Origin of the sequence: Nitrosospira multiformis (assembly GCF_900110185.1) — a bacterium.
Classification (GTDB): domain Bacteria; phylum Pseudomonadota; class Gammaproteobacteria; order Burkholderiales; family Nitrosomonadaceae; genus Nitrosospira; species Nitrosospira multiformis_A.
The window spans coordinates 20,564-34,844 of record NZ_FOCT01000011.1 but is presented as its reverse complement, the minus strand read 5'-3'; the positions used below and the strand labels follow the sequence as shown (position 1 = coordinate 34,844).

Sequence of the window (14,281 nt, the reverse complement as noted above, 5' to 3'; positions counted from 1 at the left end):
TACTTCAGTCCGGCTTTGGCATGCGCCATGGTAAAATAAGCGCCGACAGTTTTTCCAAACTTTTGTTTATTTTAATAGGAATGCCTAATTCATTCACTCCCACTAAAATAGTTATCGCGACACGGGAAAGCGCCCTTGCCCTGTGGCAGGCCAATTTCATCCGGGATCGACTGGCAGAATTATACCCGCAAACGGAATTTCAAATATCCGGAATGACGACCCGGGGGGACCAGATTCTTGATGTGACGCTATCCAAAATCGGCGGAAAAGGTTTGTTCATCAAAGAACTGGAACAGGCGCTGGAGGACGGGCGGGCCGACATCGCCGTGCATTCGATGAAGGATGTGCCGATGGATATCCCGGCCGGATTCGCGCTGGCAGCGATCACGGAGCGTGAAGATCCGCGAGATGCGTTTGTCTCCAACAAATATGCGACGCTGGATGCGCTTCCGCCGGGGAGCGTGGTGGGCACTTCCAGTCTTCGGCGTGAAAGCCAGTTGCGCGCGCGCTTTCCTCATTTGCAGGTGCAACCGCTGCGGGGCAACGTCCAGACGCGTTTGCGCAAGCTGGATGAGGGCCAATTCGCAGCGATCATTCTGGCAGCAGCGGGATTGAAACGACTGGGACTTGCCGATCGCATAACCGCCCTGCTAAGCCCCGATCTCAGTTTGCCCGCGGTAGGGCAAGGCGCTTTGGGTATTGAGTGCTGTGCAGATCGCTCCGATTTAATCAAGCTCATGGAACCGCTGCATCATATTCCCACTGCGCGCTGCGTCGAAGCCGAGCGCGCCATGAGTCGCGCCCTGGGTGGCAGTTGCGAAGTGCCCTTGGGGGGCTTTGCCGAAATCAACGGACATGTGCTTAGGCTGCGCGGATTTGTCGCCAGCCAGGATGGAATACGCATGATAAGCGATGAACTGAACGGAAGTCCCGATGATTGCGCTTCAATGGGAGCGCAGCTGGCAAAGAACCTGAAGGCAAAGGGTGCGGAAGAGATTCTGGTAGCGCTGGAATCGAAAGCGGTTGAACCCGTGAGCCATCCGTGAGCAAGCCGCTGACCGGGATTCATATCCTGGTCACGCGTCCCTCCCACCAGGCGGGGGAGCTTGCTGGGAAAATACGAGCAGCAGGCGGAGAACCCTACCTGTTTCCGGTCCTGGAGATTCAGGATATCTCCGACCCACGCCCATTGCTCGAATTGATCAAGCGCCTGGACGAATTCTATCTGGCGATTTTTGTCAGCCCCAACGCCGTCAATAAGGCGATGAGCGTCATATGCGCGAAACGCGCATTGCCGTTCGACCTCAAAATTGCGACAGTCGGTCAGGGTACTGCCAGAACACTGCAACGATTTGGGGTGAGCGGAGTAATCGTGCCTGCGGTGCGATTCGACAGCGAAGCCTTGCTCGATATGGCAGAGTTGAATCGCATCAATGTAGCGGGCAAGCGCATCATCATTTTTCGGGGCGACAACGGACGCGAACTGCTGGGGGAAACACTGAGGAAACGTGGCGCTTTTGTCGAATACGCGGAGTGTTACCGCCGGATACGGCCGGAAGCGGAAATTGCACCGCTTCTCGCAGCCTGGGCGCGTGGTGAGATGAATGCGGTTACCGTTACCAGCAGTGAAGGGTTGCGCAATTTATGGGAGATGATGGGCGACTCAGGCAGAACATGGCTTGAAAACACGCCCTTGTTCGTTTCCCATGAGCGCATCGCGGGGGTGGCACGGGAATTGGGATTTAACCGCGTGATTGTTACCGCTGCCGGGGATGATGGGCTGGTGGCGGGTTTGCAGGATTATTTTTCCGGCCACATTGGCTGAAAGGTGACGGCAAAAGTGACGGCAAAGGTAACAGCGGCGAAGGGCGACAACACAATTTTGCTCCTACGCTAATCATGAGCGTGGAAACTCAGTCTGCTGATATCGATCGACCGCAGAAAGCAGGGGTGAGATGGCTTGCGCACGCCAATCCCCTGCTGGTTTTTGCTTTGATTCTGATCCTGGTTTTCGCCTGGCAATGGTACGATACGCGCAGTGAAATCGCAGGGCTGCGGCATGAGCTGGCAAGACGGCTGGCCGAGGCAGATACTTCAGGCAAGGAGGCGCGCAATACTGCAGCTGATGCAGTCGAAGCGGGACGCCGTGCGGAAACGAAGCTCGACCTCCTTGAAGACAAACTGGCTGAATCCCAGAGCCAGCAGGTTGCCCTGGAAGCGCTTTACCAGGAACTTACGCGAAGCCGCGATGAAGCAATGCTGGAAGAAGTGGAGCAGTTACTGCTTATCGCCAACCAGCAACTGCAACTGGCAAGCAACGTTAAATCCGCCCTGATTGCAATGCAGGAGGCGGATAGCCGGCTCCAGCGCACGGATCGTCCGCAACTGGCTTCTTTGCGAAAAACCATTGCAAAGGATATGGATCTGCTGAAATCGGTGCCGTATGTTGACACTGCGGAAATCAGCCTGCGCCTGGATAATCTTGCTGCCTCCGTCGATACGCTGCCGCTGGCAATGGAGTTTCGACCCCCTGAGAGTGCCTCTTCTCCGCTTCCCGTTCCCGCCTCCGAAAATGTATGGCTGCGCTTTCTGCGTCAAGTATGGGAGGATTTCAAACGGCTGGTGCGGATACAGCATATGGACAGCCCAGATGTCGCCCTGCTGTCGCCATCGCAAGCATATTTCCTACGCGAGAATTTGAAGTTGCGGCTCTTATCCGCACGGTATGCGCTGCTTGCGCATAACGGACGCAGCTTCAAGGCTGACCTCGACGCGTCCAGGGAGCAGATCAGGCGTTATTACAACACTCAAGCCCAACCCGTCGTCGATTTCCGGGAAGCATTGCAGCAATTGGGCGAAACTGATATCGGCGCTGAGTTGCCGAGCATCTCAGCAAGTCTTGATGCGGTTCGTAACTACAGGTTGACGCGTGACCGAGGAAACAGGTGAAGGGGGCGCTCTGGCTTCTGGCCCTGTTCATGATTGCCGTGGCGGTCACCATCGCTGCCACTTATAACAGCGGCTATGTGCTGATTGTCGCCCAACCTTATCGTATAGAGCTGTCGCTCAATCTGCTGGTGTTATTGCTGCTGGCCATCATTTTGATGGGTTACCTGGGGATGCGGCTTATTGCATTTACCGCTCGGCTGCCTGCCGAGCTGAGTGAATTTCGCACTCGCAGGCGTCGGGAAAAGGCTCTGGAAGGAACGCTGGACGGCCTCAAGGCGTTTTTCGAGCGGCGTTATGCGAAGGCGGAGAAATCCGCCGCCACCGCCCTGAAAATGGAGGATTCCACCGCTTTCAGCGCCATCAATGCCATTGTTGCCGCGCGCTCGGCCCATGGATTGCGAAATTATTCCCGTCGGGACGAGTTCATTGCCCAGGCCGAAACCAGCGCGCCGCAAGAAGTGGCACTGCGGCTGATGACGCAGGCTGAATTGCTTCTGGACGAACATCGACCTGAAGAAGCGCTCGAGCTGCTGCACCAGCTGCCCTCCGGCGAGTTGCGCCGACATCCGGGTGCGCTGAAGCTGGAGCTGGAAGCCCAGCAGAATGTTGGAAACTGGGATGTCGTGCTTGAACTGATCGGCCAGCTGGAACAGCGCGATGGTCCTGAGGCCGGCCTCATAAAACCACTGAGGTGCAGAGCGCATATAGAGAATCTCAGAAGCAGAATGTTGAATCCGCAGGCGCTGAAGGAGTATTGGGAGAACCTATCCCCGTCGGAAAAAAAGGATGGCAAAGTCGCTGCTGCTGCCGCGCGCGCGTTTTCTGCAACAGGAGACTGCGCCATGGTTCATCATCTGGTCGAGCAGAGCCTGGAGAGTCAATGGGATTCAGAATTGGCAAAGCTCTACGCGGAATGCGTCGGCAGCGATCCCTTGCGGCAGATAGAACGTGCCGAGGCATGGCTTGAAGAGCATCCCAGTGATGCATCCCTGCTGCTTGCTCTGGGAAAGCTCTGCGTCAATGCGGAACTGTGGGGCAAGGCTCAGAGCTATCTTGAAGCCAGTCTATCGGTCAAACCGGGATATGCGGCGCACCTCGCGTTGGGACAGCTGAATGAAAAGCTTGGGCAGCCCGAACTGGCAAGGGAGCACTACGGCAAAGGATTGGAGCTGGCTGTAAGGCAGCTGGAACGGCCGCAAGGGCCGAATAATGCGATGGAATAGTGCCAGAAGCCGTTCAGCTTCGGTTCCATTCCCGATGTCACTTTGGAGAACTGGGAAGAGAGGCGCAAGGAAGAAAACGTCACGCTTTTGTCGGACTTGCTGAAGTGATTGAAGTGGTGAATGCGTCCGAAAAGAATTCTTCTTCCGGAAGGCCGCGCAAGCGCGTGAAATCCCTGTGAGCGGCCTCGACCATTGCCGGCGTGCCGCACGCATACACCTGATAGCCGCTGAGATTGTCGAAATCCTGCAGCACGGCCTGATGCACCAGGCCGGTCCTTCCGTTCCAGTTATCAGAGGGTAGCGGCTCCGACAGCACAGGAATAAAAGTAAAATTGTCATGTTCCTGTTGCCAGCTTCCTGCCAACTCGGGTGCATACAAGTCAGCTCTGGTACGGTTTCCCCAATAGAGCACGATCTGCCGCTCATGGCCGCGGGGACTGCGCCCGTGAAATACATGCTCGAGGATGCTCTTGACCGGTGCAAACCCTGTACCGCTGGCGACGAAGATGATCGGCTTATCCGAGTCCTCACGCAGAAAGAACGTGCCGAGCGGTCCTTCAAAGCGGAGAATATCCCTCTCCTTCATCTGCATGAACACATGCTCGGCGAACGCGCCGCCCGGATAATTACGCACATGTAACTGAAGCAGTTCATCGTCATGGGGCGCATTGGCCAATGAAAAACTGCGGCGCTTGCCATTTTTCATCAGGATGTCGATATACTGCCCCGCCAGAAATTGCAGCCGTTCGTTGGTGGGAAGCTTGAGCGATATGATCATCACATCGGGTGCGACACGTTCGAGCTTCTGCACCCGGCATGGAAGGGTCTTGATCTTGATATCCTTTATGGCGCCGATTTCGCGGCATTCAATGACAAGTTCCGAGAGGGGTACCGCCCGGCAAAACAATGCCATTCCCGCCTGTTTTTCCGTTTCCGTCAGCGCGCTCTCGTTATAGCTGCCGAAATCCACTGTTCCCTGTATGATTTTGCCCTTGCAGGTCCCGCAAGCGCCATTGCGGCAGCCATAGGGGAGCGGAAAACCTTCCCGGAGCGCAGCCTGGAGAACAGTCTCGCCGGGTTGGGCGAAAAACCTGTGTCCGCTCGGCTGGATGGTAATTTGATGAGACATCTGATTACGATTACGGGTGATCCAGCAAAAATAAAAATGGAATGTCGGTAACTAACATGAAAACGATAAAGCGAACACTCTTGATCGTGGGTTGCGGTGATATCGCCCTGCGTGCGGCTCCCCTGCTGCTAACACATTACCGACTGCTGGGCCTGTACCGGAAGCCCGAGCAATGTGCTTCGCTGCGTTCGCTGGGGATTACGCCTGTATCCGGCGATCTCGACATACCCGACAGCCTTGATAAACTTGCAGGTGCGGCAGATGCCGTTTTACATCTTGCTCCGCCTCCTGCCTGCGGTCGCACTGACACCCGTACCGCGCATCTTCTGGCGGCCCTGACAAGGCGACCAAAAATGAAGCGCTCAATGTTACCACAACGCTTTATCTACATCAGCACCAGCGGGGTATATGGGGATTGCAAGGGGGCCCTGGTAAACGAGACGCGGGCGATCAATCCTCTGACGGAACGCGCAGTGCGCCGGGCGGATGCGGAAAGGCGTATTCGCAACTGGGGACTGCGCAACGGTGTGAATGTTTCGATTCTTCGTGTACCCGGGATTTACGCCGGCGATCGCTTGCCGCTCGCACGCTTGCGTGAGGGAGCGCCAGTGCTGGCGTCGGAAGACGATGGTTATACCAATCATATTCATGCGGACGATCTTGCGCGCATCGTCGTTGCTGCGCTCCGATATGCGCGACCAGGCAGGGTTTACCATGCGTGCGATGATTCAAACCTGAAAGTGGGCGAATATTTCGATCTGGTAGCGGACCGATTTGCTTTGCCGCGCCCTTCGCGCGTTCCTCGTGCCGAAGCAGAAGGTCGCATCGCACCCGGCATGCTCTCATTCATGCAGGAGTCGCGACGGCTGACCAATATGCGGATCAAGCAGGAGTTGCGCGTACATCTGCGCTATCCCACAGTCGCGGAGTGCCTGCGCGCGGCGGGATAGACCGTAAAACAGGTAAAATAAGTCCATTTTTCGATGGAAGCAAACAGATGTCCCAAACGCTCCAATCCCACATCGATCCGGAAACGGGATACATACTTGTCATTACCGGTCTCCCCGACAAGGCGCAGGCGGTCTCGCTTGCGCACAAGCTGATCGAAGAGCGCTTGGCCGCCTGCGTCAACATACAGGGCGAGTGCACTTCCATCTACCGCTGGCAAGGCAAAATGGAAAGCGGGATCGAGGTACCGGTCTTTATTAAAACGGTTGCGCCGCATTATTCTTCAGTAGAGCGTCTGATAAAGTCCATGCACCCCTACGAACTCCCTGAAATCATTGCTGTCCCAATAAGCAGCGGATTGCCCGCATATCTGCATTGGATTTCCGGCGAAACGTCGAATCCGGATAAAAATTGAAGAGAATCTGGTTGTCATGCCCCTGAACCGATATAGCCGATATTTCCTGCTGTTTCTCTGCTTTTTCAGCACAAGCATCTTTGCGGAAGAAGGAAAAACTTCCGGATTTCTTTCGGGTTTGCAGCAACTGCGCTCGACTTTTGGCCAGGATCAGGAGGAGCAGGAATTGCTGCCCCCTGACGAGGCTTTCAAGCTGAAGGTTAAGGTACGGGACGCAAATACGCTTGTGGCGCAGTTCGAACCGGCGAAGAACTATTATCTTTACAAGGATAAAGTTGCGTTCAAACCGCAGACCCCCGGAACCACCGTTGAAAACATCTCCCTGCCACAGGGAAAGATGAAAAGCGATGTGACCTTTGGGGAGGTCGAGGTTTTTCACGAGCCGTTTGAAGCACTGATTTCCCTGAAGCGGAATGCGTCTTCTGACGACAAGCTGACGCTTGTTGCCACTTATCAGGGTTGCAACGAGCCCATCGGTGTCTGCTATGCGCCCATAAGCAAGGTAATCGATCTGACGCTGCCGGTTGCAAAGGCAGCGGCCGGAGCGGTCGCCAATGCAATGAGCGCTGATGCATCCGCCGCAACAGGTACCGCTGGAGTACGAGTTGACGCAACTGACGAGTTGTTCCAGTCGAAGGATGGTTCGGCCGTTATCGAGACGGAATCGGTGGAAATCGAGAGAATGTTCCAGACCGGTAACTTCTGGCTGATTCTCACCGGCTTCTTCGGTATCGGCCTGCTTCTCTCCTTTACTCCCTGTGTATTTCCCATGTTCCCCATTCTATCCGGCATTATCGCCAAAGGGGGGCAGCACGTTACCAAGCAGCGTGGATTCATTCTGGCCCTGGCCTACGTGCTTGGAATGGCCATTACCTATGCTATTGCCGGGGTGGCAGCGGGACTCTCCGGGGCAATGCTGTCGGCAACCTTTCAGAACGCCTGGGTACTTGGCGCGTTCGCACTGATCTTTGTAACACTCGCATTTTCCATGTTCGGGTTTTATGAGCTGCAGCTCCCCACTTTTTTTCAGAGCAAGATTTCGGAAGAAGCTGGACATCTTAAAGGGGGGCATCTGACCAGTGTATTCGGCATGGGCGCCTTGTCCGCACTGATCGTCGGACCGTGTGTGGCAGCGCCTCTTGCAGGTGCGCTGTTGTATATCAGTCAGACTCGGGATGTAGTGCTCGGGGGCTCGGCGCTCTTTGCCATGGCGCTGGGCATGGGCCTGCCCTTGCTGTTGCTGGGCGCCTCCGCCGGCGCCCTCCTGCCGAAAGCAGGTGCATGGATGGAAGGAGTCAAGCAGTCGTTCGGGGTATTGCTGCTGGGGGTGGCGATATGGCTGATATCGCCGGTGATTCCTGCCGTGGTACACATGCTGCTATGGGCCGCCCTGCTGATCGTGTCGGCCATTTATCTGCATGCGGTGGACCCGCTGCAGCCGAGTGCTCCCGGTTTTCAGAAATTCCTCAAGGGGGTGGGCATGATTGCCCTGCTGACGGGCATCGCCTTGCTCATCGGCGTGTTTTCCGGCAGTCGCGATATCCTGCAACCTCTTTCAAAGCTGAATATTTCAGCGGCTGGCATGGAAGGGGTAAAAAAGGACGATATCAACTCAAATGAGCATTTGCCGTTCCAGAAAGTAAAGTCGGTAGCGGAACTGAATCAACAGATCCTCCAGTCGAGAAACAAATACGTAATGCTGGATTTTTATGCAGACTGGTGCATCTCCTGCAAGGAAATGGAGCGTTTTACTTTCACTGATCCAGCTGTCCAGGCACGATTGAAAGACGTTGTGCTGCTGCAGGTTGATGTGACAGCAGGTACGCCTGAGGACATGGAGCTTCTCAAGCGCTTCAAGCTGTTCGGGCCTCCGGCCATTCTCTTCATGGACAAAGAGGGGCGTCAAGTTCCCAACGTCAAAATCATCGGCTATCAGGACACGCCGGCTTTTCTGAAAATACTTAACGCGGTGCTGATCTAGCTTTCCCCTAGCAGCGTAATTTAATTGATCCGGAGTGCGCACAGGCAAGCCGAACTCGTGAGTCGCGGTCGCCGGGTCAGGATTTGAAGCTTATTTTCTCAGGAATAACAATGACAAAATTGCGACAGGTATTGTTGTACACGGGTATTGCCATACTTGCGGTGGCAGCAGGAGTCTTATTGCGCGGACAGTTGGCGAGCAATGATGTGGCATCCCCTCCTGACGCCGCCGTGGCTACTAAAGGCGCCGAGTCGATACTGGCGGCGAGTTTTCCTGATCTCGAGGGAAATATCCAGCCTGTTTCCCAGTGGCGGGGAAAAGTCATGGTGGTGAATTTCTGGGCGAGCTGGTGCGCGCCATGCCGCGAGGAAATACCCGAGTTTATCTCCTTTCAGGACAAATTTCGTGATAAGGGATTGGTCTTCGTAGGCATTGCGGTGGATCAGAAAGAAAGGGCGGCAGCATTCAGCAAGGAAATGGGCATCAATTATCCGGTCCTCGTGGGAGATATGAAAGCGATGCAGATCGCGGGTGCTGCGGGAAACATCCAGGGTGCGCTGCCTTTTACCGTCGTGATTGACCGGAACGGTAAAATGATTGGTAGCAAACTCGGTCGCCTGAGTGAGAGCAAGCTTGAATCCATGATCGGACCTTTACTCTAGGGAACCGCTGAAAAAATCCCTCGTAGGCGCGGAAAATTGCATTTCGATTATATTCCTCCGGCTTCTGCGCTAGCTCCCGAGCGCCCTGTACAGGTTATAAAGACTGGTTATAATGATCAGGGAACCCACGAGTATGAGCAGGGTCTTCGCGTGCAGCTTTTTGCATAGAACTGCCGCAAACGGTGCGGCGAACAAACCGCCGAAGACCAATCCCGCAATGATGGGCCATGTATTGGTTTCCATCAGCAAGGTGAAAACGGCGGCGCCGGTCAGCGTCAGGAAGAATTCGGCGAAATTGACGGAGCCGATGGTCGTGCGCGGATCGTTTCCCGTACTGACCAGCGTGGATGTTACCACCGGCCCCCATCCGCCGCCGCCTGCCGCATCGACGAATCCGCCAAACAGGGCGAGCTTTCCCACGTGCTTCGGCGGATTCTTGCGCGGGCGCAAAGACCGGAACGCTTTGCTCAGAATGTAGATTCCCAGCAGCAACAGATACGCGGAAACATAGGGCTTGAACAGGGTGCCATCGACCTGCGTCACCAGCACCGCCCCCAGGATACCGCCAAGGATGCCGGGCACGAGCAGCCGGACGAACAAATCCTTGTTCACGTTGCCGAACTTGACATGCGAAATGCCGGAAACGCCGGTGGTAAAAATCTCGGCGATATGGACACTGGCGCTGGCCACCCCTGGTGTGGCGCCCGAAGCAAGCAGGAAAGTGGTGGCTGTCACCCCATAAGCCATTCCCAGAGCGCCATCCACGACCTGGGCGAAGAATCCGACTATCGCAGCATTCCAGAAAATGCTGCTGCTCAGGGTTTCGCCAATGATCTGCCAGCCCCCGAACCAGTTATTGGAAATAAAAAAACGACCGGCCAGAAAAAGGATCAATATGATCAACACTGCCACGGCAAACCAGGCCGCCGCGTGAAGGAGCGGGTGAGTGCCGGGATGGGAGACCGGTTCCTCGACGGGAGGAATCCCTAATTGCTGATGTTCGATATTGATCGGGTTGCCTGACAGATCCAGGTTGCGAATCTTCATACCTTATTCCTGCCTCTTCTATAAGCGCAACACTATACCGACAGGCATGAATATCCAGAAATAACCTAATAGAATATGTTTATTCTTTTGTTATTTTCGGGAGCGGATCAATCCCCAAACCTGTTCGACAAATGGCCGATATCATCCTAGTCATTCATTTTCTGTTCGTGCTGTTTGTTGTCGGCGGCCTACCACTGATCTGGGTGGGTAACTGGATAGGGGTGAGCTTTGTGCGAAATCGAAGGTTCCGGTTTGCCCATCTTGCCGCTATCTTGTACGTTACCGCCGAGTCCCTGCTTGGCGTGGTATGTCCGCTGACATGGCTGGAAGACGCCTTGCGTGGAAGGGTAACCGAAACAGGTTTCATCGAGCGCTGGCTGCACCTCATCCTCTTCTATGATCTTCCGGAATGGGCATTTCTGGTAGCGTATGTACTGTTCGCGCTCCTGGTGGTCATTACTTTCCGACTCATTCCGCCGCAGCCACGTCGCTCCTCGCGATGATTTCCGGTCGTAATTGACCCGTTTTTCTGCGCAGCGTAAAGTCATGCATAGAAAGAAGTTCATGTACAAGAGAGGTTGAAGCCTCTATACCCTTTTTACCCTTTTGCGCACCGGGCAGCTACTTTCCGAAAACTCTCATTCATGTCTTCCCTCACAACGTTCTTGCATCGCTTCATCCGCCACCGCCGTTTCCTGATCGGTCTGAGCGTTTTCGCCGGGATAATTATCCTGTTTGGTCTGCTCGGCTATTTCTGGTTGCCCGGATATACCAAGGCAAAGCTGGAAGCCGCTTTATCGGACGTTCTGCACCGCCCCGTTACTGTACAGTCGATCGACATTCAACCCTATACGCTGGAGTTGACGGTCCGTGGTTTTCGAATAGGCGAAAAAGAGACAAGCGTAGACGCAGACAAGAATCTTTTTTCCTTTGATGAACTTTACCTCGACCTGAGTATTGCCTCTATTGCTCATCGTGCGCCCGTGATTAGTTCGGTTTCGCTCAAAGGGCCCGCTGTGCGCCTCGTTCGCGAAGCTCAGCAGCAGTTCAATATCACCGATCTGATAGAAGACTTCATGAAACGGCCGAAAGAAGAGGAGGAAGAGCGCGGCAAGAGCATGTTCTCGGTGCAGAATATTGTTATCAAAGACGGTCGCTTCGAATTCGTCGACCATGTGAAAAAAAGTCAGCAGGAGATATCCGACATTCAAATCGGTGTACCTTTCATCGCCAATTTCGAAAGCGCGGAGGAAACATGGGTGGAACCGCGCTTCAGCGCCAGGGTGAACGGTGCTCCGTTCAATCTCACCGGCAAGCTGCGGCCTTTCACCACAAATCGTGAAGCGACACTTGAGATCAGGTTGAGTGATGTGGATCTGACGCGTATAGACGAGTATTCCCCCATTCCCGTCGGTATTCACCTTCTCTCCGGGTATTTTGACAGTGAGCTCTTGTTGACGTTTGCTCAAGTCGACGGCCAATCGCCTGCCTTGGTTCTCACAGGCAATGCTGCCTTAAAGAAGCTGAAAGTCGAGAATCATTCGGTGGAGGCGCCCTATGCTGCCACGCTGGGCGAGTTCAACGTCCAATTGACTGAAATAAACCTGAATGCGGTGAAGCCTTCGCGAGCTGCCGTAGTCCTGACGGAAATTGCGGTGACGCCAGAAGGCAGCGCTGAACCCACACTCAACCTGCCGAAGCTTATGCTCGATGAGATCGTGGTCGATACCGGACAGAAGAATGTTAGCTTCGGCGCTGCAACTCTGGATCGCTTCAATGCCTCATTGCGACGCCATAAGGACGGTCGGCTCGATCTTGCCAGGCTTTTTACCCCGATAAACAGGGCGGAAAAGGCATCGCAATCCTCTACCCCTCCTTCTCCCCAAGCGGACACAGGCAAGCCATGGACGGTAAAACTTGGAAGCTTCAAGCTGGCGGATGCCGCGCTGCGCTTTGAAGATGCCACTTTGCCGGACGTAGCCCCCATGGTGGTCAATACCCTGGACCTGGCAGTCAATCAGATCGATTTCAGCGGTACAACGCCATCCCAACTCGAGCTCAAGGCGGAAGTAAACAAAACAGGCAGCCTGGAAACAAAAGGTACCCTTGCCTGGGCACCGGTCGCCGCGGATCTGGCCGTCAATGCCAAGGATGTTGATCTTGTTGCATTGCAAGGCTGGGCTGGAGACCGGTTGAATGTGCTGTTCTCGCGCGGGGCGTTATCCTTCCGCGGCAAGATCAAAGCGGATGGGGGCAAGGGGCAGGAGCGAGCTGAGCGGGTGCGGGGAGAAAAGGCATCGCCGTTAAAAGTGGCGGTGCGCGGAGATGGAAGGCTCACTAATTTCAACATGCTGGACAAGGCGGACGCCACCAACCTCATGCGTTGGCGAAGTGTCGATATCAAGGGTATCGAGTTTGCCAATGAACCTCTCAGCATCAACGCCGCTTCGATCACCCTTACCGACTTTTTTGCTCATGTCGTCGTTACTCCCCAAGGCGAGTTGAATCTCAAATATATCGTGCGGCAGGAGGAAACAGCGGTTTCTCCCTCACAGGCTGCTGCCGCGCCGGCAACGACGCCCGAGCCGGAACCGGCGAGCACATCTTCTGAAATATCACGAGCTGCGCCTGTTCCTTCACAGCCCCCTCCGCGCAAGAATCTACCCGTCCGCATAGGACGTATCGTGATGCAGGGAGGACACGTCAATTTTCAGGACCAGTTCATCCAGCCCAACTATCGCGCCTACTTGACCGACCTGGCGGGACGCATAGGACCGCTCAATCCCCGGAAAACCGGGGAAGTGGATATTCGCGGCGCGGTAGATAAAACGGCCCCATTGAAAATCAGCGGGTCGGTCGATGCCTTCGGCAGAGAACTCTATCTTGATATTACGGCCTCGGCCAAGGGTATCGATATGCCTACGTTCAGCCCCTATTCGGGGAAATATATCGGATACGAAATCGAGAAAGGCAAGCTATCGGTCGACGTCCACTATCATGTTGAACACGGCGAGTTAACAGCGGAAAACAGCATCTTCCTGGATCAATTGACTTTCGGTGAGAAAATTGAAAGTCCGGATGCACTATCGATTCCGGTCAACCTCGCATTGGCGCTGCTAAAAAACCGACGCGGAGAAATAGATATTCGTCTCCCTATAAGCGGTTCCATCAACGATCCGAAATTCAGCCTGGGAGGCATAATTGTCAAAGCAATCCTCAACTTGCTGACCAAAGCAGCCACGGCGCCTTTCACGGTGCTCGGATCGCTTTTCGGGGGAGAAGAATTATCGGAGATCAATTTTCCCGCAGGTGAGGTAAAGATTCCGCCAGAAGCAGAAGAAAGACTCCAGAAGTTAGCCCAGGCACTGACAGATCGGCCAGCGCTCAATCTCGAGATCATCGGGCATGCCGATGCTTCAAGTGATCCGGAGCCTTTGAAGCGGGGTGTACTTGAACGCAAAATCAAGGCGGAGAAATTGTCAGTGGATATCAAAAAAGGAAAATCTTACGATTCTCTGGAAGATGTAACACTGACACCGGAGGAATATGAAAAATACCTGGAGCAGATTTACAAGGATGCCAAGTTCGAGAAGCCGAAAAACTTCATCGGTCTGTCAAAAAGCCTGCCTACGGAAGAGATGGAGAAGCTGATGCTTGCCAACATCGACGCGGGGGATGCAGAACTAGAGGGGCTTGCCGAAAGCCGGGCGATGAGCGCACGGGACTGGTTGATCGAGCATGGGGGAATCCCTGACGCTCGAATTTTCGTACTTTCGCCGAAAGTTGAAGCAGGCACGAACCGTGAGAAGCCGGGTAACCGCGTGGAGTTCTCGCTGAGGTAACCACTGCTCGGCAGCAGCGAACATTTCCGCCCCATCGGAGTGGAAATGTTCGCAATCTGCCGTGCGCTTTTAAGCCACCGTATCT

Annotated in this window: 12 protein-coding genes; 10 read left to right on the top strand and 2 right to left on the bottom strand. The window is 54.7% G+C overall.

Going from position 1 to position 14,281, the window contains the following annotated elements; all coding sequences use genetic code 11:
* Positions 1-80: 80 nt before the first annotated feature.
* The 4 genes from hemC (at position 81) to BMY01_RS12395 (ending at position 4,172) form a co-directional block, all read left to right on the top strand.
* Positions 81-1,046 (top strand): hydroxymethylbilane synthase, encoded by a 966-nt coding sequence (gene hemC, locus BMY01_RS12410; RefSeq protein ID WP_074747998.1) that lies wholly within the window; start codon positions 81-83, stop codon positions 1,044-1,046.
* Positions 1,043-1,825 (top strand): uroporphyrinogen-III synthase, encoded by a 783-nt coding sequence (locus BMY01_RS12405; protein WP_074747811.1) that lies wholly within the window; start codon positions 1,043-1,045, stop codon positions 1,823-1,825. Before hemC ends, BMY01_RS12405 begins: the two co-directional genes overlap by 4 nt.
* A gap of 74 nt (positions 1,826-1,899) precedes the next feature.
* Positions 1,900-2,949: a uroporphyrinogen-III C-methyltransferase gene (locus BMY01_RS12400; RefSeq protein WP_074747808.1), complete on the top strand. Its 1,050-nt coding sequence runs from the start codon at positions 1,900-1,902 to the stop codon at positions 2,947-2,949.
* Positions 2,946-4,172 carry a heme biosynthesis HemY N-terminal domain-containing protein gene (locus BMY01_RS12395; RefSeq protein ID WP_074747805.1) on the top strand — a complete coding sequence of 409 codons (1,227 nt, stop codon included), beginning with the start codon at positions 2,946-2,948 and terminating at the stop codon, positions 4,170-4,172. The genes BMY01_RS12400 and BMY01_RS12395 overlap by 4 nt, the downstream gene beginning before the upstream one ends.
* 79 nt (positions 4,173-4,251) lie before the next feature.
* Here BMY01_RS12395 and BMY01_RS12390 read toward each other — a convergent pair whose 3' ends face one another.
* The gene (locus BMY01_RS12390) at positions 4,252-5,301 is read right to left on the bottom strand and encodes a CDP-6-deoxy-delta-3,4-glucoseen reductase (RefSeq protein WP_074747802.1); all 1,050 of its coding nucleotides are present in this window, start codon (positions 5,299-5,301) and stop codon (positions 4,252-4,254) included.
* A gap of 56 nt (positions 5,302-5,357) precedes the next feature.
* Here BMY01_RS12390 and BMY01_RS12385 point away from each other — a divergent pair, with 56 nt between their 5' ends.
* From BMY01_RS12385 to BMY01_RS12370, 4 genes are all read left to right on the top strand, one after another.
* The gene (locus tag BMY01_RS12385) at positions 5,358-6,251 is read left to right on the top strand and encodes an SDR family oxidoreductase (protein WP_074747799.1); all 894 of its coding nucleotides are present in this window, start codon (positions 5,358-5,360) and stop codon (positions 6,249-6,251) included.
* A 47-nt stretch (positions 6,252-6,298) separates the two neighbouring features.
* A complete protein-coding gene (cutA, locus tag BMY01_RS12380) occupies positions 6,299-6,664 on the top strand; it encodes a divalent-cation tolerance protein CutA (protein WP_074747797.1) in 366 nt (121 codons plus the stop codon).
* A 16-nt stretch (positions 6,665-6,680) separates the two neighbouring features.
* Positions 6,681-8,645 (top strand): protein-disulfide reductase DsbD, encoded by a 1,965-nt coding sequence (gene dsbD, locus BMY01_RS12375; protein ID WP_074747793.1) that lies wholly within the window; start codon positions 6,681-6,683, stop codon positions 8,643-8,645.
* Positions 8,646-8,755: 110 nt separating this feature from the next.
* Complete coding sequence (locus tag BMY01_RS12370; protein WP_074747789.1) at positions 8,756-9,307, top strand: TlpA disulfide reductase family protein; 552 nt, start codon at positions 8,756-8,758, stop codon at positions 9,305-9,307.
* 69 nt (positions 9,308-9,376) lie between these two features.
* Here BMY01_RS12370 and BMY01_RS12365 read toward each other — a convergent pair whose 3' ends face one another.
* Positions 9,377-10,354 carry a sulfite exporter TauE/SafE family protein gene (locus BMY01_RS12365; RefSeq protein WP_074747786.1) on the bottom strand — a complete coding sequence of 326 codons (978 nt, stop codon included), beginning with the start codon at positions 10,352-10,354 and terminating at the stop codon, positions 9,377-9,379.
* A gap of 131 nt (positions 10,355-10,485) precedes the next feature.
* On the opposite strand from BMY01_RS12365, the gene BMY01_RS12360 reads away from it, so the two are divergent.
* Together BMY01_RS12360 and BMY01_RS12355 are read left to right on the top strand one after the other, a co-directional pair.
* On the top strand, positions 10,486-10,857 hold the full coding sequence (locus BMY01_RS12360; protein ID WP_074747783.1) for a DUF2784 domain-containing protein: 372 nt from the start codon (positions 10,486-10,488) through the stop codon (positions 10,855-10,857).
* Between the two features lie 141 nt (positions 10,858-10,998).
* Positions 10,999-14,196, top strand: coding sequence for a DUF748 domain-containing protein (locus BMY01_RS12355; protein WP_074747780.1), 3,198 nt, complete (start codon positions 10,999-11,001; stop codon positions 14,194-14,196).
* Positions 14,197-14,281 lie beyond the last annotated feature (85 nt).

Bases quoted from the DNA above. Each gene is read 5' to 3' on its own strand.
- BMY01_RS12360 (WP_074747783.1), top strand. From the start codon at position 10,486: ATGGCCGATATCATCCTAGTCATTCATTTTCTGTTCGTGCTGTTTGTT.
- dsbD (WP_074747793.1), top strand. From the start codon at position 6,681: ATGCCCCTGAACCGATATAGCCGATATTTCCTGCTGTTTCTCTGCTTT.
- BMY01_RS12370 (WP_074747789.1), top strand. From the start codon at position 8,756: ATGACAAAATTGCGACAGGTATTGTTGTACACGGGTATTGCCATACTT.
- BMY01_RS12365 (WP_074747786.1), bottom strand. From the start codon at position 10,354: ATGAAGATTCGCAACCTGGATCTGTCAGGCAACCCGATCAATATCGAA.
- BMY01_RS12355 (WP_074747780.1), top strand. From the start codon at position 10,999: ATGTCTTCCCTCACAACGTTCTTGCATCGCTTCATCCGCCACCGCCGT.
- BMY01_RS12385 (WP_074747799.1), top strand. From the start codon at position 5,358: ATGAAAACGATAAAGCGAACACTCTTGATCGTGGGTTGCGGTGATATC.
- BMY01_RS12390 (WP_074747802.1), bottom strand. From the start codon at position 5,301: ATGTCTCATCAAATTACCATCCAGCCGAGCGGACACAGGTTTTTCGCC.
- BMY01_RS12400 (WP_074747808.1), top strand. From the start codon at position 1,900: ATGAGCGTGGAAACTCAGTCTGCTGATATCGATCGACCGCAGAAAGCA.
- cutA (WP_074747797.1), top strand. From the start codon at position 6,299: ATGTCCCAAACGCTCCAATCCCACATCGATCCGGAAACGGGATACATA.
- hemC (WP_074747998.1), top strand. From the start codon at position 81: ATGCCTAATTCATTCACTCCCACTAAAATAGTTATCGCGACACGGGAA.